This window comes from Sphingobium sp. JS3065 (assembly GCF_026427355.1).
Lineage (GTDB): Bacteria > Pseudomonadota > Alphaproteobacteria > Sphingomonadales > Sphingomonadaceae > Sphingobium.
This window is the reverse complement of the sequence record NZ_CP102666.1, coordinates 36,038-56,419: the sequence shown is the minus strand read 5'-3', so window position 1 is coordinate 56,419 and position 20,382 is coordinate 36,038. Positions and strand designations below refer to the sequence as shown.

The window sequence follows — 20,382 nt, the reverse complement described above, 5'->3', positions numbered from 1 at the left end:
CATGGCCGAAATCCTGCTGCTCTCCATCGATCGGATGCTGGCCCAGCGCATTGGCGATGCCATGGGGCAACGCGTTGATGTCAGGATGGTCCAGTCGCTCGACGCCGAGCCTCTCACCCGCCCCGGCGTCATCGTGATGGACCGCTCGGCGCTCCCGTCCGACCGGTCCCTCGCCGCATCGATCAGCGCCGTTGCGGATCAGGCGGCGGGCCGCTCGATCGTGCTTGCGACCGACGAACAGGACAGCGAACAGATACTGCACGCCGTCAGGGCGGGCGCCAAGGATGTGATCGCGCGCGACGCTGAAGGGGCGGAGATCGCCAATGTTCTGTCCCGCCTGCTCAACGCGACGATCGCCCAGCAAAGCACCGGGGGACGGCTCACGCTGGTCCTGGGGGTCGATCAGGAAGCAACCGCCATGGTGGCGAGCGACATGGCGCTCATCCGGAGCGCGGACCGCCAGCCCAGCCTGCTGATCGACTGCTCGCTCCCGACCAGCGCCGCTGCGGCCTATCTCGACCTCGACGTGACCTATGGCCTGGCTTCTGCCATCGCGGACATCGAGCGTCTCGATGCAAGCTTGCTTTCCAGCGCGCTCGCCCGCCACGCGGCCAGCGGTCTTGGACTGCTTACCTTCGATGGCGGCACCGGAGCGGAACCCGCGGGCATCGCCCCTACCGATATCGCGGCGCTCGTCCGGCTGCTGCGGGCCTGCTCGAGCGAAGTCGTCTTTTGCGCGGGGAGCCTTCGTCACGGCGGCCTGCTGCGCGAACTGGCGCTTCTTGCCGACCAGGTCGACATCGTCTGCGCCCAGTCGATCCGCGAACTCGAGGCCGCGCGTCGTCTCCTCGACCGCATCAGCCCCGATCACGCCACGCTCGAGCGGATGCGGCTGCTTGTCTGGGATCATCAGCCAACAGTGCTGCTCGACGGGCGCCGCATGGCCGATGCGCTGGGCACGGGATCCATGATGCCCCTGCCGGTCGATCGCGCGCAAAGCCGCAATGCCCTCAACGCGGGACAGCCGCTCGGGATCGCCCCGGACGGGGGCGCCTATCAGCAGGCCCTTCGCCGGGCCTGTGGCGCTCGGCCTCATCAGGCAAAGGGTGCGCTCGGCGCCATCCAGCAGTTGCGCCGCGGCGTCCTGCGGAAGCTGGAGCGCCGGCCATGAGCCTTCTCACCGAAGAAACCGCTCCCGTCGCGGGAACCCCGGGAACCGCGCGTCCCACGACCATCGCGCCCTCGGCCGCCCAGCGCATGAGCGACAGCTACCAGGCCGCCAAGGCCCAGACCTGCCAACAGGTCATCGAGCAGCTCGAAGCGCGCGGCAATACGGCCGAATCGCTCGAACGCCGCGCCCTGCGCGAAGAAATCGAACTCGTCATCACCAGCAGAAGCCGGCGCGGGCAGCTCGCGCTCAATTCAGCCGAGCGCCTGCTGCTGATCGAGGATGTCGAAGACGAGGTCGTGGGCCTTGGCCCGCTTGCGCCACTGCTGCGCGATCCGACCATCGATGACATTATCGTCAACGGACCCAACGCCATTTACGCCGAACGCGCAGGCCTTCTTGAAAAGGTGGAAACCCGCTTTCGCGATGACGCCCATGTCATGAACATCATCCAGCGAATCGTCGGGCCTATTGGCCGACGCGTCGATGAGGCATCGCCCTATGTCGATGCCCGGCTGCCCGATGGCTCGCGTGTCAACATCGTCATCCCCCCCATTGCGCTTGACGGCCCGCTCCTGTCGATCCGCAAGTTCCGCCTGCAGGCGCGCACGATCGAGGATTTCGTCGAACGGCAGGCCATGAGCGCCGACATGGCGGCCTATCTTGCAGCAGCGGTGCGGTCCCGGCTGAACATTCTCATCTGCGGCGGCACCGGCGCGGGCAAGTCGACGCTTCTCAACATGCTCTCGACCTTCATCGACGATCATGAGCGGCTGATCACGATCGAGGACGCAGCCGAGCTGCAGCTGCGGCAGGAGCATGTCGTCCGCCTGGAAACGCGGGCGCCCAATCATGACGGCAGCCGCGAGGTGAGCGCGCGCGAACTGGTCCGCAACGCGCTGCGCATGCGTCCTGATCGCATCATCCTGGGAGAGGTCCGGGGCGTCGAAGCGGTCGAGATGCTGCAGGCTATGTCGACGGGTCATGACGGCTCGATGGCGACCCTGCACGGCAATACGCCGCGCGATGCCTTCGCCCGGCTGGAGATGCTTCTGGGCTTTGCGGGCCTCCAGAACGACGTTCGCGCGATCCGCCGTTTCATCGCCAACAGCGTTCACATCATCGTCCAGATCCAGCGCCTCGCCAATGGGAGCCGGCGCATCGTCTCGATCGTGGAGGTAACCGGCCTGGAAGGCGAAGCCTATTCGCTCAACGAACTGTTCTGCTTCGACGAGCAGCCTCCCATGTCGGGCAAGGGGGAGTTCCGCACGCTCTCGCCCCGTCCCTTCTTCGCCCATCGCCTCAAGGACTATGTTCCTGGTTCCGTTGGGGAAAGCCTGTGCTGAGCGGCGTCGCCTTCCTGATCCTGGGGCTCCTGGTCCTGGCGGGCATAGGCTATCTCGTCCTGACCGAGCAGCGCCGGAACCAGGCGAGACTGGACCGGCGCCTCAACGGCATTGCCGCGCGGGCGCCGACGGCTTCGCCACTTTTGGCGCCCGTCACGGTGCCCGAGATGCTGGCGCCGTTGCTCGCCCAGGCGCAGGTCGAATTCACGATGCGCGCGCTCGGCATCGCCGCTGGCGTCCTCCTCCTCGTGGCCCTGTTCGCGCTTCTGCTCGCCGGTCCTGTCGTCGCGCTCCTGCTCCTCCTGGCCCCTCCCGCCGTCCTGCTCTTCTGGATCCGGCACAGAGCCTATCAGCGGACATCCGCGCTGATCGAGGCGCTCCCGCATTATATCGATGCCGTTCGCCAGATGCAGACGGTCGGAAGCTCCCTTAGCCAGGCGATCGAGCGCGCGCTTCACGAAGCGCCGGAGATTGTCCGTTCCTTCCTGGGCCCCGTTGCGCGCAAGCTTGAACTGGGCGCTCCGGTTGCCGAAGCGATGCAGCAACAGGCCGACCGGTTGCATATCGCCGAGATTTCCATGCTTGCCGCCGCGATCCGGACCAACAGCCGCTTTGGCGGTTCGATCACGACGATCCTGCAGAACCTGTCGAACATCCTGCGCGAACGCATCCGCATCAAACGCGATCTATTGGCAGCGACCTCCGAAGCCCGGGTCAGCGGACGTGTGCTGATCGCCATACCCTTTGTTGCTGTCGCCGTATTATTCTCCCTCAATCCAACCTATCCGGCTTTCTTCATTCATGATCCGCGAGGACATACGCTCGCACTTGCCGCTGTAGTTCTTCAAGGCTCGGGCGTCATGGTCATGCGTCGCATGATGAGGCTCTCCTTTTGAGCGCGCTCGCCCTCCTCTGCATGGCCCTGGCGCTCGCCGGCCTCGTGGCGGCATTCCACGGCGGTAAAGCACTTCTGGCGGAACAGCGTCTGGAAGCGCGCCTGTCCGCCCGTGTCGGTGAGACCCGCGAGCCGCGGCGGGCCATCCGGCTGCCGGCTTTCATCTCCGCAAAGGGCCGCGATCGAACGGAGATCGAGGACAAGCTGCGGCTGGCAGGCTTCCAGGGCCCCCGCGCGGTCGAACATTTCGTATGGATTCGCCTCGGCGCGACGCTTGGCACGGCCTTTTGCCTTCTGCTCCTGAGCCATGTCCTTTGGGGAAGCCTGTTCGCGCGGCCCATCCTGCCACTGATCGGTGCCGGGTTAGCCTTCATCGCCTCCAAGCAGGTGCTGCAGATCTTTGCCGTCGCCCGCGCCCACAAAATCACCGCCGAGTTCCCCTTCCTCCTCGACCTCATGCTGATGATGCTCGAAAGCGGCGTGTCGCTTGATCAATGCTTCCGTTCGATCGCGCGCGATGAAATCGTAGCGGTTCCCAACCATGCCGTTCTCATCGCGAACCTTGTTGCCGATATCGATCGCGGGATGACCTATGAGGCAGCGCTCGACCGCTGGGCCTCACGCGTCGCGGTCAAGGGAGCGCGTGAGCTTGCCGCGCTCTTCCGCCAGGCCCTGTTCCAGGGCATCGAACTGGCCCCCGCCCTTCGGGAGTTCATTCGGGAATTTACCCAGCAGCGCGTCGCGCGGGCACGCGAGGCAATGGGCAAGATCACCGTCAAGATGGTGGTCCTCATGATCGTCTTTTTCATGCCGGGGCTTTTCATCGTCCTCGCCGGGCCACCAGTCGTGACAATCTTCGATACGTTGCGGGGCATGAACCAATGAAAGGCGCTATTCTTCCTATCCTTGCGCTCGCCCTAAGCGCGCCGCTCCAGGCAGCGCGGGCGCCAGACGATGTGCCTTCGACCCGCCCGCTCTACCTTCAGCTCATCCAACAGGCACGGATCGATGGTCGACCCCGGGCAGCCCTCGCCTATCTCGATGACTTCGAACGGCGCTATCCCCACGACCTTGAAGCACGCATCCTTCGCGTGAACAGCCTTCTTGACCTCGGCAGAGTCGAGGAAGCCGGCACCTTGGCGCAGGCCCTTCCGGACGACCGGAATGGTACAGTTAGCGCCGTCCGTGGCCATGTCGCGGCCGCCGGGAATGATTGGACCGGCGCAACCGCTTACTATCAGACCGCACGCACAGCCCGCCCGGCAGATCCCTTCATTCGCAATGCCCTTGGCTATGCGTTTCTACGCGTCGGACGATACAGCGAGGCGGTCGATGCCCTGAAGGGTGCTGCCGATCTGGCCCCTGGCGACGAAGTCATCCGCAACAATCTCATTCTCGCCCTTCTCGCCGCCGGTCAGCGCGCGGAGGCCAACCGGGCCCTCCAGGGCATCCGCGATACCGACGTCCGTGCCAATCTGCGCAAGACGCTCCTGGCCGAGGTCGAACGCATTCACCTGTCTCTCCCGCGAGCACAAGGCAAAGGAAGCTGATCCATGCTGGCACTTTTCATTCTCGCCGCTGCTCCGGCCGCAACCCCTGCCCCGCCAGCCCCCTTGCCCATCGAGAGCGAGGCGCGGTCGGTCGTCGAATGGCAATTGCGCGCGCAGCCGCGGTCCGAGGAGGATATCCGCCTCGAGGCTTCAGCAGCGGAGGCCATCTACAGGCGATATCTTGGGTCGATCGGCAAGATGCTCGAGAAGCCGGATTCCAGTGGTGGATCGAACGCCCGATGATGGGGCGGCGGCTCCTCGCATTCTGGCGCGACGAGCGAGCTGCTGTCACCCCGATGGTGGCAGCGCTTGCAGTTCCCTTGATTGGGGCTGCCGGTTTCGCACTCGATGTCGGGCTCTATTATGTTCAGAACCAACAGCTCCGCACCGCCACGGAGGCCGCTGCGCTCGCCGCGGCAGTCAACCCGAACGATGCCTATAATCGCGCCAACAACTATCTCGGCAAAAATGGCTTTCCCGGACTTATCAACCCGAATGATGTCAAACTCGGGCGCTATTGTGCTGACCAGAATATCGCAGATCCCAAAGCGCGATTCATCGGGCCCACGGCCAATTGTCCCGGTTCCATTTCAACGGATCCCCAGGCCAATGCTGTCCGCGTCACAGCCACGAAAGACAGTACGCGCTTCCTGACCAACGTGCTTGGCAGCTTCAATCCCATTCCTAAGCTCGCCGCAACTGCCACGGCCGCCCGTCTCGATGAAGCCGGTATTGCCACGACGGGAAATATCCTTGGAACAGACGGCACCAAGCTCGTGGGGGGCCTCCTGCAGAGCGTCAACAAACTGCTCGGCCAACTTCTTGGCATAACGCTTGCCCTCACAGATGAGCAAGTCATCGCGATGATGCAGCATAATGTCGATGCTGGCAATTTCTTCGATCGCCTGGCGGTCAATCTGGGCCTTGTGAATGGGGTTGGCAGAACCAAGGCCGACATCACCTATGGGAGAGTGCTGGAGGAAAAGGCCAGCATGAAGGATCTTCTCCTGTCTGCGGCGCAAGCGTCTTCCGACGGCGTAACATCCCAGGCTCTCGCGAGCCTGGCAGGATCAGTGTCAGCCGATAGGGTTATCGATCTGCATGGCCTGTTTGGCCTTGGTGTCTGGAAGAACATGCCTGTTGGCGAGGCTAACGCCCAACCCGGGCTGCGCGCAGGTCTGAACGCCTATCAACTCCTGACCTATGCAGCGCAGGTTAAGGGCGCTTCTTCCCTCGACTTATCCAGTTTAACGGGCGCGGCCTTTCCCGACAGCACCGTCAAACTGACCATCATAGGAAGCACCCCGACGAACAGACCCCGCTTCTCCTTTGGGCCTGCCGGTGAAACCAGTGTCAGCTCCTCCGTCTCGCGCCTTCAGTTGAAGGTTCGTCTTGTCGATACCGGCATTTCTTCCGGCCTCCTCGGTATTCTCAGGTTGTTGGGCGTCAGCATCGACCTTGCAAACGACATCCCGGTGCTCATCAGCATCGGAGATAGCAATGCGACCATCAAGGAGATACGCTGCGCGCAAACAGGCGAACAGGCCCGCGACGCCCAGGTTGACGTCACCGTTTCTCCGGCGCTGATCTCAGCCTATGTCGGCGAGGTGCGAGCAGATGCCGTGAACAACACCATGCCCTATATCGATCCCGCTGCCGTCACGCCCGTAACGATCCTCAATGCCAAGCTGCTGGGGATTCCCCTCACCAGCATAACGGCCAAAGCCGTTGCTCTTCCAGTTACCGGCGGCGACACTACGGTGACCTTTGGCCCTCGCGGCAGCGGCAATCCACAAATTGGAACGCCTGGCTCAGCGCAAAGCGCAGAAATCACCGGCACTCCCTATGCAAAAAGCAATAAGGTTCTACTCGGCCAAACAATTAGCACGCTCGTCACCAACCTCGACATCCAACCGAGCGTCGCTGGCATTTCGCTCAATATATTGACGCCACTTCTCCAGCTCGCCGGAAACCTATTGAGGCCGCTTTTAACCGGCCTGCTCGACGGGCTTGTAGGCCCCGTCCTGGACAATCTGCTCGCCGCACTCGGCCTCGAGCTAGGGAATGCGCGAGTTTGGGTGACAGGTGCCCGCTGCGGGGTTCCGGTCCTCGTCTAAATTTCGCTATTGGCGATCGGGATTAACGCCCCATCCGATCGACCATCCAATGAGGGGGCTTATTGGAAGGATAACCATCATGATGCAGTCAGCGCGTCAGTTCATCGCACGGTTCAAAAAGGATGAGCGCGGCCTCGCGGCCATCGAATATGCCGTTATGGGCGCCATTCTCGTCGCCGCCATATTGGCGCTGACGCCAACCCTCCGGACCGGCCTGCAAGACACGATGAGCGGTCTCTTCGACAAGATTCAGGCAGGTCCGGCAGCCGGATAAGTAGGAGCCTTCTCGTGAGCAGAAAATCTCATCTTCCGGGACGACTTCTTCGTTGCGAGAAGGGCATGGCAGCGCTGGAGTTCATTCTCATAGCTCCAGCGTTGTTCGCACTCATTTTCATCATTGTCCTCTACTCCTTCTATTTTGCGGCCGTAATGGGCGTGAGACAGGCTGCAGCAGAAGGCGCCCGTGCCGCCGTTGCTGGCATTTCCATCTCCCAACGGGAAGAATTGGCGAAAAATCGCGCCGATGCGGTGATCAATGCCTATGGTCCTTTGCTGGCTGCAGGCGAAGGCGCAAAAGTTGAGGCTACGACCGGAGATTCTGTCGAAACTTTCAAAGTGAAAGTTACCTATAACATCAGCGAAAGCGCCCTCTACGACTATAGCTTCCTACCCATGCCACCAAGTCCCATCAGTGCGACGACTACCGTTACTAACGGGAGCTACTGAATGACGGGCGTGCAGCTTATCGCGATCTCCACACTCATTCTCATCCTGCTTCCCATCATCGTCCTGGCGTGGGAACAGCGTAATGTTCCGAACTGGCTCTACCTCCTGCTCGGCGCGGCGGGCATCGCCTTCACCTTGACCTCTCGGGGCTTGGGTGGTGCGATCGTCTCGCTTGCCGCAGGCATCGCCATTCTGCTCCTTCTTGCCGGCGCGATCGCCTATATGCGCAGGACCTGCAAGCTGCGCCTCCTTTCTGGCGGCCAAATCAAGCTTATGGCAGCCGGCGCTGCATGGCTTGGCCCTGTTGGAGCAGTGCTCATGCTTTCGTTGGCCATTCTACTATTCGTGATCTCGGTCATTTTTTTGCGTATACGCAAAAAAGCAGTATTGCGCCCCGATTCTGAAGCAATCGCAGCTATTGCAATTCTGATTGTTCAGGTTCATCAAGGTTTGGCGACTTGATAACCTTTCTGTATGGGGCTTACAGAAATGAACATCCGGATGAATGGATGGGAGGCTAAAGAAAGGCCTGTGCCACGTGCGCGGCTGGAGGATCTGGGCCTGCCTGATAGCGCCAAGGCGCAGCTTCCGCATATCGGCACCGTGATGATCGTCGATGACGATCGTGAGTGGGCCTCCGAGTGCGCCTTCATGCTCGATATGCTTGGTTATCCATCGGTCAGCGCCTGCTCGGCCGAAGAGGCCCTCGTCCATATGCACGACGAACACATCTCACTTGTCATCGTCGACTACAGCATGCCTGACTGCGACGGCCTTGCCCTGGTTCAGGAACTGACTTCCCGGGCCGAGGAAGAGGATCGGAGCCTGCGCTTCATCATGGTCACCGGCCATGCGACAGTCGATGTCGCCGTCGGCGCGATGCGCGCCTCTATCGCGGATTTCCTGCAGAAACCGGTCAGCAGGGACGACCTCAGGCGATCCATCCTGCGCGTCAGCGGCCTTCACGACACCCCTGCCAGCCGCTCCACGCTCCTCAACAAGATCTCCTCACTGAGTTCCGAACTGCAACGCCTCGCGCAACAAATGGACGATCCCGTCCAGGCCCACGGCCGTGCGGTGCCCATTGACGCAGACTATATCCGCGCGCAATTGCGCGCGGAACTCAAAAGGCGGGAACTGATCGGCGGCGAGATTTTCGGCGACCCGGCCTGGCACATGCTGCTCGACCTTCTGCTCGCGAAGTTCGAAGGACGCACCGTCTCTGTTTCAAGCGCCTGCATCGCATCGGGCATGCCAACGACGACTGCCCTTCGGTTGATCAACCGAATGGTCAAGAATGAGGTCCTCTGCCGCATACCCGACGACAAGGATGGCCGGCGCGATTTTCTGCTCATCAGTCCCGATGTCGAGCAGGTCATCCTGGATCATCTCAGCGGGCAGACGAAATGATAGGGCCGCCATCGAGCGGAGGTAGAGCATCGTCCGATCAGACTGACTCGGACCATGCTCCATTTGCCTGCTGTTTCCCGCATTTTGCGAGCCAGCAGATGATGCCATCTGCCTGGAAAATGCTCTAGGCTGCCGCCTCTTCAGAGGCCACCTGCTCTCCCTCTCCTCCTCCACCAGCCCGTGCGGCAACGATCGTGGCCCGAAGGCGGGAAAGCAGTTCGTCCAGATCCGTCTCCTCGGTCACATTGAGATCGATCTGGACGCCCCCGCCCCTTGCCGGCTTGGCGCGTCCAACCCGTTCGCCTCCAGCAATGATCTCGATGTCGCGCGGCTCATCCTGCCCAGGGCTGGCGACCGATTCCCGCAGGCGCGCCAGAACCGTTGCCGGTGCAAGCAGCCGATCCCCCTGGACCGACCTTTCCTGCTGCTCCGCGGAGATCCGCCGGGCCTCCGCCAGCATGCGCATGCGCTGCTCCACCCTTTTGAGGAGCGGTGTCAGGACTTCCGAATGCCTGACCCGAAGTTCCGCGCGCGTACCGAACGCATCCACGATTTCCTCGGGCAACAGGGCAAGCGCGAGCAGACGGCTCAACTGACTGTTCGAAAGGTTAAGCGCATTGGCCATGCGGGACTGAACGCCCCCGTAGAAGCGATCCACCGCAGCCTGATAGCTGCGCGCGCGGTCGAGCTCGGTGATGTCTGCCCGCTCTCGATTCTCGATATCGGCGAGCCGGAACGCCTCCTCGTCGGACAGATCAACAACCAGCGCCGTCAGGCGCAGTTCGGGGCGGCCATTATGGTTGAGCCAGTCAATCGCGAAGCGGCGCCGGCTGCCTACGATCAGCTCATAAGGCCGATCCACGTCCGCCCCGTTCATGCGGACGAGCACGGGGATCCGGTTTCCCCCTTCCTGCGCTATGGACTCGATCAGCGACTGGCAGCTTTCCGCCGTCAGACCCGGCTGGTCCCGCGGATTTCCATCCCAGACGACACATTCGCCCGGCTGGATACGGATGGTAGTACGCCCATCGGATCCAGCCCCTGCGACATTGGCAAGCCGCTGGTCAAGACGGCTCAGCGCGTCCTCCCGTGCTGCCACCTGGCGCATGGGGGCCGGATCATAGGAGAGCGTTTCCAATATGTCCTTCATGAATCCAGCCATGGAACGCTCCCGCTATCGCCTTTCCCCGCCTCATAGCGCCACATTGCGCATACATCGCGCGCAATTGCGTTCGCTTCGGTTGTTTTTGCCCCGCTCACCCCATCAGAAGCGTCGGCTTACCGAAAGAACTGCCGCATGAACATTGCGATCCGAGCTCAATTCTCCCGTATAGCCCAGCCGGAAGGTCGTGCGGCTGTTATAGGTCGCCGACGCTCCTGCGCTCAGCAACGCCGCATTGCGCGCCAGCCGTGTCGGATTGAGCGTGAAGATGTCGAGGTCGCGGGCCACGAAGCGGGCTTCGATGCGGCTGTCGGGCTGGCTGCGAAGTTCCCGCTGATACTGAGCCTCTACTGACGGCCGGATCGCCCAGCGGCCCGTGTCGATCGTGGCCGACGCGCGCGCACCGACGCTCGCCCGCAGGGACTTGGTGCGATAGCTGGCAACTTCGAGCGATGCGGCCCCGCCACCTTCCATGAAGCCGCCAATGTCGGCATAGCGATATTGCAGGCCGACAAAGGGCTGCAGCTTGATATTGGCGGCGCGGAGCATGGCGCCCACTTCCGTTGTCGCATGCCAGCCATCGCCATCGACATTGGCGCGCATCCTGTCGGAAAAGCCCGTCCAGCCGACCTGGCGCCGCAGCTTGAACTCGGAGAAATTATAGCCCGCCGTCGCGTCGATGTAGAATTTGCCGTTATTGAAGCTCGCATAGGGTCCGATGTTCGTATTGAACGCCGTGATCCGGGGCTTCTGTCCTGAGTCCAGCTTCGCATCGATTCCGTCGATCCCCAGGGTCGCACCGACGATGAGATTCTCAATCGGGCTCACATCGATGGCGAAGCGGACCGAACGTGAATCACTCTTCGCTTCCGGCCGGTCGACCCGGCCCTTGTAGGTCGCCTGCTTCAGCCCCCCCACCAGCATCATGTTGATGGTGCGATCGCCGCGGACCGGCACATCCGCGCTCGCGCTCGAAGCGATATTGCGCCGCTCGACAAGATAGCTGCGGATTTCGCGATCAGCCGAGTCCATGGACTGGATCGAAAGGCGGGGTAAGAGGGAATAGCTACGCGCCGACAACTGCCCCAGCGCATCTGCACGCTCTGCAGCGGTGGGAAGAGCGTCGAGAGATTGCAGCATCGCCGCGCGATCGCCTACCGGAGCGGTAGTTGCTGAATCAAGCGAAGAGCCCAGCGAGGCCTCCCCTGGCGTGCTTGCATAAGGACCATAGGGCGCGGCATGGGCTGCCGTCATGCCCGCCGCACCCAGCAACGCGGCGGCCATCAGGCCCTTCTGCATGAACCGCCTGAATGTCGTCTCTGCCTTGAACATTGGGTCTGATCCCCTTTTCTTCTATTCTTTATGCTGATCGCCTTGCACATCGCGGGCGATCCTGCCGGTCGGAGGGGCATTTTTGCGTAAACGCAAAAATGCCCCTAAAAAACTAGTGTGTCGTGTGATGCCCGTTTCGCGGCCCGCTGCCATAATCGCCGAAGGCATGATTGAAGCTGCTCAGGCCTGCGACTGCATCCCCATAATCGGCCTTGACCCAGTCGCGGCCAATACTGGTTCCGCCGACATAGGATCCGGCCACCCATTCAGCAGCTTCATCGAGCGCCAACAACAGGTGCCAGGACGAGGCAACGCCATCAAGCACGACAATGCGCGCCACAGTCCGAGCGAGGTCAAGCAACGGGCCAACACGCGCACGGCTTCTGTCAGACTGATGGGCGGTATGGAGGAAGCCGCTGTCGATCTTGATGATGTCCGGCGCAATGCCGATAAGCTGCTCGATCGACGATGCAAGACCGCCGAAACGGCCGACGGCCAGGCGAACGCCCAAGGCTCGAATCCGATCGAGAAAAGGCTCCAGCTCGATATCGGAAGGCAAGTCACTCGTGTCGGCGACCTCCAGGATCAGTCGTGGACCGAGCGCTGCATCGCGATGCAACCGCGTGAAGATTTCATTCCATCCCGCTTCCCGGCCAAAGAGACTGGCGCTCAGACTCTTCGCGGACACCGGAATAGACAACCGCGCCAGAGGGTCGGCCTGTAGCTCGTCCAGCACGTCGGAAACAAGCTGGAGATCGATGATATGAGAGAGGCCAAGACGTTCAAATGCTGTGACCGCAGTGTCGCATTCCACCTGCTGACCGCTTCCGTTGGCCTGCCGCAATCTGCCGTCATAATAGAGAATGCGGCCACGGTCGTTGGGATCGGCGATCGGCCGCCATACTAAAAATGCTGTCCGGCGCCTGATGGCTTTCAGCAAAGCGACAGAGCGAGCCATGTCCGCACGGTAACGCGCCTCTTCCTTGGCCGACATACTACGCCAGGTAGCAATGGAACGCGGATGGGCAAATTCCAGTTCGGCAGTAGCCTCGGCCAGGAGGCGCTCGAAGTCCTCAGGGGTCGTCGAGGCATCGACAGGTCTGTAGGCCGCGCATATGTCAAGCAGGACGTCCACATCGGCGCAGCGAAAGGGCTCGGCGCTTGTGATGGAACAGAGTATTTCAACCAATTCGTCGGGGGAATAGCTCTCAAGGAGCCTGTTTTCCGCCAGAACTGTCAGCGCCTCACTCTCAACCGCTGCGATCAGAACCTTGCCGAGATGGCGCTCAAGACTTCTTCGAACATGCTTGAGAGCGTTGTTGGCCAACTCGTCGCCATAGGCTGCACAGAGTGCTGAATAATTATTCAGACGAACCGTGAGGAGATAATGCCTGCTCTCCTTTTCGACCGCTTTCATACTACGCACCTCATGCAAGACTGCGACATCATCATCGCCTTTCCAATTCAAGGCCGAGGGGACAGTGCGACCCGCCTGTCCCCTCGCCCCCCGGCCATCACCGCTGTGTCTGCGTGAAGCAGCGATGGCTCATGAGCATCGTCCGGCCCAAAATTGGGGCAGGGCCGGACGGCGCTCAATGTCAGTTTCCTCCCTTGAGGAGACCTCCGAGAAGGCCCGTGACCGGCGCAGCCGTGCCGCTGCCGCCCGTGACCGGTGCAAGCACCGAACTCACGACGCCCGTTACGGGAGCGAGAACCGAGCCTGAGCCCGTGCCTCCTCCCAGCACAGAGCCGACAACGCCGGTCACCGGAGCCAGAACGCCTCCGGCCGAACCATCAGTGGCGCCACCGACGACTGAATTGACGAGACCAGTGACCGGGGCGAGAATGGTGCCCGCTCCACCTGTCGCGCCACCGCCCAGCACCGAGTTCACAACTCCGGTGACCGGGGCGAGGACCGAGCCCGCACCGCCGGTGGCATCTCCACCAAGGACGGAGTTCACGACCCCCGTTACAGGTGCCAGGACCGAGCCCGCCCCGCCAGTGGCGTCACCGCCCAGGACCGAGTTTACAACTCCAGTGACCGGAGCAAGCACCGAACCGGCGCCCGTTCCGCCCCCCAGGACAGAGTCAACAACGCCAGTCACGGGCGCAAGCACACCGCCAGTCGCGCCGCCGGACGTAACTCCTCCGAGGACTGAACTGACGACACCCGTCACAGGTGCAAGCACCGATCCCGTTCCAGCACCCTCGCCGCCAAGGACGGAGCCCACGATACCCGTCACGGGTGCAAGCGGCGATCCGCCGGTAGCGCCGTTCAGGACAGGAGCCAGGGTGTTGACGGCGTCAAGGACCGGCGAGACCACGCCGTCCACAGTCGATGTGACAGCAGCGGCGACCGGCGCGAGACCGGTTGTGACCTGACCGACCGTTGCTCCGACCTGGGAGCCGAGCAATGTTCCGGTCAGGTTGGCGACGGGCGCAAGGCCCGCCTCAACGCCTGCCGCGGTGGTTGGCAGCGCAACATCGACGATGGTTCCCTGCGAGAGCACGCCGACCGTGACGAGCTGACCCGTGGCCGCATTTTCGCCCGTCGGGTTCAGCAGGTTGACTCCTGCCAGCGTATCGGCGGTGCTTGCCCCGGTCAGCGAATTGCCGCCGGCATTGGCACCAATCAAGGGACCATTGAGCGTGCCCGCCGGATCGGTTGGGCTCCCCGGCAATGTGCCAGTCAGTCCGCCGACCAGGTTCTCGACGAGCCCCGTCACCGGTGCGAGAGCGCCGTTGTCGCCAATCAATTGCCCGGTCACCGGCGCCAGGACACCGTTCACGGTATCGAGGAGCGGCCCAGTCACCTGGTCGACGGTCGATGTGACGGCCGCCACGGTAGGTGAAAGACCATTGGTGAGCTGTGTTACAGCACCTCCCACCTGATCCCCCAGCAGTGCGCCCGTCAAGGAGCCAACCGGCGCGAGACCCTGCTGGACCTGCTCAGTGGTGGTAGGCAGTGTGACCTGCGCAACGGTGCCTTCGTCGGTCAGGACATCGACGGTCGCCAGAACGCCTGTCGATGAAGACGAACCCGGCAACACATTCACGCCGACCAGCGTGCTGGAGCCGCTGGGACCACCAACCGTGACATTTCCGACATTGCCACCAACGATCGGCCCGTTAAGCGCGGATGGACCAGTAGGTCCTCCCGGGCCGGTTGGACCACCAGGGCCAGTCGGGCCACCGGGGCCAGTCGGACCACCAGGGCCAGTCGGACCACCGGGGCCAGTCGGGCCACCAGGGCCAGTCGGGCCGCCAGGACCAGTCGGACCACCAGGACCGGTCGGGCCACCAGGACCGGTCGGGCCACCAGGACCGGTCGGGCCGCCAGGACCGGTCGGGCCACCAGGGCCGGTCGGGCCACCAGGGCCGGTCGGGCCACCAGGGCCGGTCGGGCCGCCAGGACCGGTCGGGCCACCAGGGCCGGTCGGGCCACCAGGGCCGGTCGGGCCCCCAGGGCCGGTCGGGCCACCAGGGCCGGTCGGGCCCCCAGGGCCGGTCGGACCACCAGGACCAGTCGGGCCCCCAGGGCCGCTCGGATCAGTGGGGCCGGACGGACCACCGGGACCAGTCGGACCGCCAGGACCACTCGGGTCAGTGGGGCCGGTTGGACCACCCGGGCCGGAGGGGCCGGAGGGATTTTGTCCGCCGCCCGCGCCTATGTCGAAACCGACGCCATCGGCACATGCCCCCAGGAGAAGAAGCGGAATGGCCGTGGCGCACAGGAGATAGCGCCGTCCTGAACGGAGCGATCCATGAAATGCCATTGGGGTACTCCCTGTTATTGCGAGACTCTCGCGACGAGGGACGAATAGCCCGAACCGGCGCACGGTCAGCGAGCAGAAGAAACCGAAGCGGTCATAACCCTTACAGGACGCCATTATCTCGTATCTGGACGGACAATATCATGCCTTGAATATCCGCAACAGACTAACCGATATTCCGAAATTCACCCATTCCTCAGCAAATCCAATCGCCTTCTCGCTCAATGCTACGCAAATGCAGCTTTCCGCTCAAGTCGCGATCTCAATTCTCCAAACAACCGGATCGGTTGTTTCTGTCCAAATACCGCCGCCGACGCCACGCCGCCGTGCTGAGGATCCTGAGCTCTGCGCATTGGGGGTGTGCGACAGGAACGAAGATCTGTCCGGGTATAGGCTGCATCGTCTGCTGACGAATCTGCGCCTTCATGACCAACCCGATATATGGTCATTGCCCAACGCCATGGCTCGTCTGGATGAATGCCACTCATGCCGCCCCTTCCCCATCGACTGCCGAGCGACACGCGCATCTGCCAAGACAGCGGCATAAGGCTTCGGTACTGGAGCCATCCTGAACGCTGGACATGGCCCCACCCGCACCGTCGGCGGCCAGGCATTTCCTGTCCCCGCGCCCACCACCGTCTCATTGCCGTTGCCTGACGAGCGGTTTGGAGGCGATCTGAGGAGCCCCTTTAGCGCATCTTCAGCTCGGCAAGCGGCACCGTCCACACCAGAATGCATGGTTGCTCCGGGCCGCCCCATTGAGGTCGCTGAAACGAGGTCCCCCACCCCTTCATCTCATCCGCGCGCAGGCCAGACCGTGGCGCCCATATGAGTATATGACCGGGTCAATGTTCAGCCGAACGTCGCCAGGTGCGAGGAAGCATTTGGGTCCGGTGTGCACCGGACTCTTGGAACCCGACCTGCAGAATGATCGCGGGGACCGGTCCAAGGGGGCGCTCCCGCGGCGAACCACCGCCAAGTCGCTGTTTCAGCCCAGAACCCCCGCGGCCTTTAACGTGAAGACGAGGTCATCGGCCAGAACCGGCATGGCGCCCGCGGCAATCGCAACGCCGAAGGGCACCGTCGCTTCGCGCCATTGCCTTCGCCTCCACAGCGCATGCGCCACTGCCCCTGCGGCAACCGCCCCTCCTGCAAGAATGATGACTGCGATCATTCCAACAACGTCTCCGGCACGGATCCACAATAGCAGCGCGCCGAGCAGTTTGATGTCTCCGCCCCCCACGGCGCCCACAGCAAAGAGCAGCAGCAACGGCCCTGTGGCGACCAGCAGAACGAGAAATTGTTGTCCGATCGAGGCTGGCATAGCGTCCCCCGACACCCCAATCCAATAGGGCACCGCGGCAATGGCGGCCAGCAGGGACAAACCATTGGGTATCCGCCGGAAACAGACGTCGAAATAGACTGCGGCGCCCAGCAGAATGAACAGGCACAATAAGCTGCCCCCGCTCAGCAAGGGGATCGACGGAAGAGCCGATGGTGACATTGGCTGCACTGCCTGCAAATTGGGGAAAGATAGGAGAATCCCGTCAGCCGATCAGAAGCGCGGGATCGCGGCGATCGGGCGCGAATTGTCCCTTACAGATCGGGCAACGATCCGCCAGGCAACCGCCATCCAAAATCGTTTTGGACCGCGTGATCACTCATCTCCATCGCGGCCCCTCGACCCAGCTTACAAGGCTACGCCGAATACCCTTCGTCACCGGGAGAACACGATGCTGCAGGAATGATGGAAAGATCAACATGCTGCCGCGCGGAGCGAAGGTAGCGCCGGGCTGCTGAAGGCCGAAAAACTCAAAAGCCCCACCCTCATAATCCTCCGGTTCGGAGAGCTGGACGACGAAGGACAGCTTACGTGCATAGGGCCGAGGGGATTCCAGCCAGACGTCATGATGCCAATCATATTTGCCGTGCGCCGTGCCGTGATATTCCGTGTATTGCAGGTCGAACGGCGCCACGATGTCCACGCCGAAATTGGTCCTGTTCGACGCATGAACATAGCGCATCAATGTCTTGACGAGTTCGGCCTCAATGTCGGGATCCAGCCAGCGGATCGTAGAGCTGCGGTAAGCATGGTCATCACGTTGCGCTTCGTCAAAGCCAACGGTCGCGGACTGCACAGGATATTGCTCCGCCTTCTCGATAACAGCGTCACAGGCCGCAGGTGACAATATCGCCGGCCACACTTCCCAGACATTCTTCATAGCCAAACTTCTTTCGTTGGAAGAGACCGCCCGCCGTTCCGGACCTTTGGATCTGGTGAATGGCCAATTTTGCGTATACGCAAAATCGCTAAAACGCTCGACCAAGCCCGAAGAAGAAGCGCGCCTTCCTGCTATAGGCGTCGTTAGGGCGCTTGACCGGGAGTGCAATTTCGGCGCTCGCGCGCCAGCCCTTCCCTACGCCCACGCGCACGCCGCCGCCGGCCGATGCAAGTGAATAATCCTGCGCAGCAATCCCATAATATGGTCGCGCAACAGCGTGGGCTACTGCACCATCCACATAAGCGAACAAGGATGTCGCCTTCAAAACCGGAGACTTCGCCGGAAGCGACCAGCTCAATTCCAGGTTGGATGCAAGTGCCTGATCGGATGTTATGGTACCGATCCGATAAGCCATGCCGGCACCCCTTCCCCCCAAGGAAAATCTCTCGGTTACCGGAAGCTTATCCTTGGAATATTGCCCTTTAACAGTCACTTTTGCTGTCAAGTTATTCAATAGCGTTTTAACCGCTATTGCCTGTATATTCACCTTGGAAAATTTAATCTCCGAAAATCCGGTAAAGGCTTTGGCGCCAATGGCGTTGATCCCCTGGCTCACCACGGCAGATGCAGCATAGCCATTCTTGGGCCCCACATCGGACCATGACAGCCCCGCTCGGACCGCTCGGGACCGATAATCACCAAACTCGGTATCGAGATAATAATTGGTGCTGTTGATTCCATCGAGCGACAGGCTTGCGGACAGATTTTTCTTGTACGATCGGATGATCGGATATGTAAGGGAAACCCCCGCGAGCGTCGCCTCACCTTTTATGTGCGTTCCCCGAGACTTGGTATTAACCTGCGCGAAGTTCGCGGACAAAGTCAGACCATTGCTTCCCAATGGCGTGCTGTGGCTCAGCGAATAATATGTATATCGATCCGGATAGAAGGGAAGATAAGCGGAAACCCTTGTACTATCGCCTTCGCGAACAAGTCCATGCGCCGCTACCGAAAGTTGCGCCTGGACGCCCTCCACGACATTGCTTACCCCGCTATTGTCTATCGTAAGTCCAATATCGAGTTGCTTACGCTTGACGATCACATCGAGGATCAGATCACCGGCCGTTGGCATCTGGCGAACAGCTACATTGACCGTCTGCCCCGGGATATCGCGCAGCAGTGACAAAGTGCGTTCCAGCGTGGATTTACGCAGTGGATCCTCGCGCATCAGACGCTGCATATGGGCCCCGATCAACTTCACCGGGGCGCTAGGCGAGATGCCGCTCAACGTATAATTTTTTATTCGCCCTTCAACGACCCTGACTTTGATCTCGCCGCCCACGGGCGCCTGGGCGGGGATCGAGACAGCATAAAAAGCAATATCGCTTCGACCGTAGGCGGCGGTCACTGCGTTGGCGACCCCCTGCAAGGTGGCGTTAGTCAGGGGGTGACCGATAAACGGCGCGACTGCTTCATCCAGGACGGACTGGCGGAGCGAGGAGCCTTCATAACGCACACGGGCGAGCTGGACGCTGGCAGCAGAAGGCGACGCAGGCGCCACTTGAGGCGATGGCGCGGATGCCGCGGGAGTGGCGGGCCCCTGCTCCAGACGCGGCGCGACCCGGTCGGTTCGGTCGCGGTCGATAACGGGCGCGCTGCCCAAATCATTGACGCCGGCCTGTGCACCCTGGGCGCGGGCGATGGTGGGCAACAGCAAGACGATCGCAAGGATCATCACCAAGACGAGTTTTACTACGCCTTCCGGCCTCTGTTGCCCGGATAAGCGGCCAGTTGCCCGTGAGATGCCGGGGAGCACCGAAATTGCCCTGTTTCTTTCCATTGGAAAAGACGGTTACTTGATTTACCAAAGCTTTCATCAGTAACAAGAACCGAATCGGTTGCTTTGGCATGATTCAATGACGCTGGTTGCTTGAATGGCGATCTTGATCCCATGGGTGCGGCCAGAGCATGGTCCGATCAGATTGAATGGGATCATGCTCTCCTTATCTCTTGTCTTCCGCATGGTCCACGCCGGCAGGCGACAACCCCATGTTTCGAAAATGCTCCCGTGCGACAGCTATGGCGCATGCCGTTCGCTTGCGTCGGAGGCACCCTCCCCTTCCTGGTTGATATTGCATCGGGTCCGCATGCGCAGCTTACCCCCGCGTCTGGCTGGTGACCGTCACGCGGATGTCCTGCCGCGCGGGACGCCATGTTCGCGCCGGCATTCCATCGTCCCTGCCAATATGTGCAGTAGACCCCAAAATTGGGCCAATGGCGATTCGTGTCAGGCCGATGAGATTGGAACGACCTTGTGAGTCAATCTTGTCGGCTGGCAATTGGGCAAAAATGCGGTGAGGGGCGGAAAAATTCGAGGCGCTCAGAAGCTCTCTCAGAAGGACTTTTGGTGGTTGTCGATACTTTCCCTATCCAACCCCTTCATTGCGCTCCACGGGCTTCTGAGGGGATTTTAGAGATAATTCATGATTTGTTCCCTTCTCCCCCTCGCGCGTGAACTGGGCCAACCAATCCGAGGAAAGGTAGCATGCGGATCGGCGTTACCTCGACAGGATGTAAAAATGGGGGACACCGTCCCTGGCTGCGTGGGCATCTGGCAGGAAGGCGTCGGTCAAGGCTGGCGGTCATGAAACGCTGCTGAGCTGGCGACATGACTGAAGCTC

18 protein-coding genes are annotated in these 20,382 nt (G+C 61.6%); 11 read left to right on the top strand and 7 right to left on the bottom strand.

Translation table 11 applies throughout. The features are described from left to right. Position 1 precedes the first annotated feature (1 nt). From NUH86_RS22285 to NUH86_RS22235, 11 genes are all read left to right on the top strand, one after another. Complete coding sequence (locus NUH86_RS22285) at positions 2-1,171, top strand: AAA family ATPase (protein WP_044663494.1); 1,170 nt, start codon at positions 2-4, stop codon at positions 1,169-1,171. Further along, entirely contained in the window at positions 1,168-2,514 is a 1,347-nt protein-coding gene (locus tag NUH86_RS22280; RefSeq protein ID WP_044663495.1) for a CpaF family protein, read from the top strand. Before NUH86_RS22285 ends, NUH86_RS22280 begins: the two co-directional genes overlap by 4 nt. Next, the gene (locus NUH86_RS22275) at positions 2,508-3,410 is read left to right on the top strand and encodes a type II secretion system F family protein (RefSeq protein ID WP_196227539.1); all 903 of its coding nucleotides are present in this window, start codon (positions 2,508-2,510) and stop codon (positions 3,408-3,410) included. Before NUH86_RS22280 ends, NUH86_RS22275 begins: the two co-directional genes overlap by 7 nt. Beyond that, the gene (locus NUH86_RS22270) at positions 3,407-4,294 is read left to right on the top strand and encodes a type II secretion system F family protein (protein WP_267253128.1); all 888 of its coding nucleotides are present in this window, start codon (positions 3,407-3,409) and stop codon (positions 4,292-4,294) included. The genes NUH86_RS22275 and NUH86_RS22270 overlap by 4 nt, the downstream gene beginning before the upstream one ends. Next, complete coding sequence (locus NUH86_RS22265) at positions 4,291-4,959, top strand: tetratricopeptide repeat protein (protein ID WP_196227537.1); 669 nt, start codon at positions 4,291-4,293, stop codon at positions 4,957-4,959. Before NUH86_RS22270 ends, NUH86_RS22265 begins: the two co-directional genes overlap by 4 nt. A gap of 3 nt (positions 4,960-4,962) precedes the next feature. Then, positions 4,963-5,202, top strand: a complete 240-nt coding sequence (locus NUH86_RS22260; protein ID WP_196227536.1) for a hypothetical protein — start codon at positions 4,963-4,965, stop codon at positions 5,200-5,202. Further along, on the top strand, positions 5,199-7,076 hold the full coding sequence (locus NUH86_RS22255; RefSeq protein WP_267253127.1) for a pilus assembly protein TadG-related protein: 1,878 nt from the start codon (positions 5,199-5,201) through the stop codon (positions 7,074-7,076). The genes NUH86_RS22260 and NUH86_RS22255 overlap by 4 nt, the downstream gene beginning before the upstream one ends. Positions 7,077-7,155: 79 nt before the next feature. Continuing rightward, entirely contained in the window at positions 7,156-7,350 is a 195-nt protein-coding gene (locus NUH86_RS22250) for a Flp family type IVb pilin (protein WP_099185159.1), read from the top strand. A gap of 65 nt (positions 7,351-7,415) precedes the next feature. After that, complete coding sequence (locus NUH86_RS22245) at positions 7,416-7,802, top strand: TadE family protein (protein ID WP_196227534.1); 387 nt, start codon at positions 7,416-7,418, stop codon at positions 7,800-7,802. After that, entirely contained in the window at positions 7,803-8,264 is a 462-nt protein-coding gene (locus NUH86_RS22240) for a hypothetical protein (protein WP_196227533.1), read from the top strand. 69 nt (positions 8,265-8,333) lie between these two features. Further along, the gene (locus tag NUH86_RS22235) at positions 8,334-9,212 is read left to right on the top strand and encodes a response regulator (RefSeq protein ID WP_230463495.1); all 879 of its coding nucleotides are present in this window, start codon (positions 8,334-8,336) and stop codon (positions 9,210-9,212) included. A gap of 124 nt (positions 9,213-9,336) precedes the next feature. Here NUH86_RS22235 and NUH86_RS22230 read toward each other — a convergent pair whose 3' ends face one another. The 7 genes from NUH86_RS22230 to NUH86_RS22200 all read right to left on the bottom strand — a co-directional run bounded on the left by NUH86_RS22230 (position 9,337) and on the right by NUH86_RS22200 (position 19,436). Continuing rightward, positions 9,337-10,374 carry a ParB/RepB/Spo0J family partition protein gene (locus NUH86_RS22230; RefSeq protein WP_044663503.1) on the bottom strand — a complete coding sequence of 346 codons (1,038 nt, stop codon included), beginning with the start codon at positions 10,372-10,374 and terminating at the stop codon, positions 9,337-9,339. Between the two features lie 102 nt (positions 10,375-10,476). Continuing rightward, positions 10,477-11,706 carry an autotransporter outer membrane beta-barrel domain-containing protein gene (locus NUH86_RS22225; RefSeq protein WP_044663504.1) on the bottom strand — a complete coding sequence of 410 codons (1,230 nt, stop codon included), beginning with the start codon at positions 11,704-11,706 and terminating at the stop codon, positions 10,477-10,479. Positions 11,707-11,818: 112 nt separating this feature from the next. Next, complete coding sequence (locus NUH86_RS22220) at positions 11,819-13,123, bottom strand: EAL domain-containing protein (RefSeq protein ID WP_084694449.1); 1,305 nt, start codon at positions 13,121-13,123, stop codon at positions 11,819-11,821. Positions 13,124-13,304: 181 nt separating this feature from the next. Beyond that, on the bottom strand, positions 13,305-14,519 hold the full coding sequence (locus tag NUH86_RS22215; protein ID WP_267253126.1) for a hypothetical protein: 1,215 nt from the start codon (positions 14,517-14,519) through the stop codon (positions 13,305-13,307). 1,948 nt (positions 14,520-16,467) lie between these two features. Beyond that, complete coding sequence (locus NUH86_RS22210) at positions 16,468-16,932, bottom strand: prepilin peptidase (RefSeq protein ID WP_267253125.1); 465 nt, start codon at positions 16,930-16,932, stop codon at positions 16,468-16,470. A gap of 208 nt (positions 16,933-17,140) precedes the next feature. Further along, positions 17,141-17,701, bottom strand: a complete 561-nt coding sequence (locus tag NUH86_RS22205; RefSeq protein ID WP_267253124.1) for a 2OG-Fe(II) oxygenase — start codon at positions 17,699-17,701, stop codon at positions 17,141-17,143. An 88-nt stretch (positions 17,702-17,789) separates the two neighbouring features. After that, positions 17,790-19,436 (bottom strand): ShlB/FhaC/HecB family hemolysin secretion/activation protein, encoded by a 1,647-nt coding sequence (locus tag NUH86_RS22200; RefSeq protein ID WP_044663509.1) that lies wholly within the window; start codon positions 19,434-19,436, stop codon positions 17,790-17,792. Positions 19,437-20,382 lie beyond the last annotated feature (946 nt).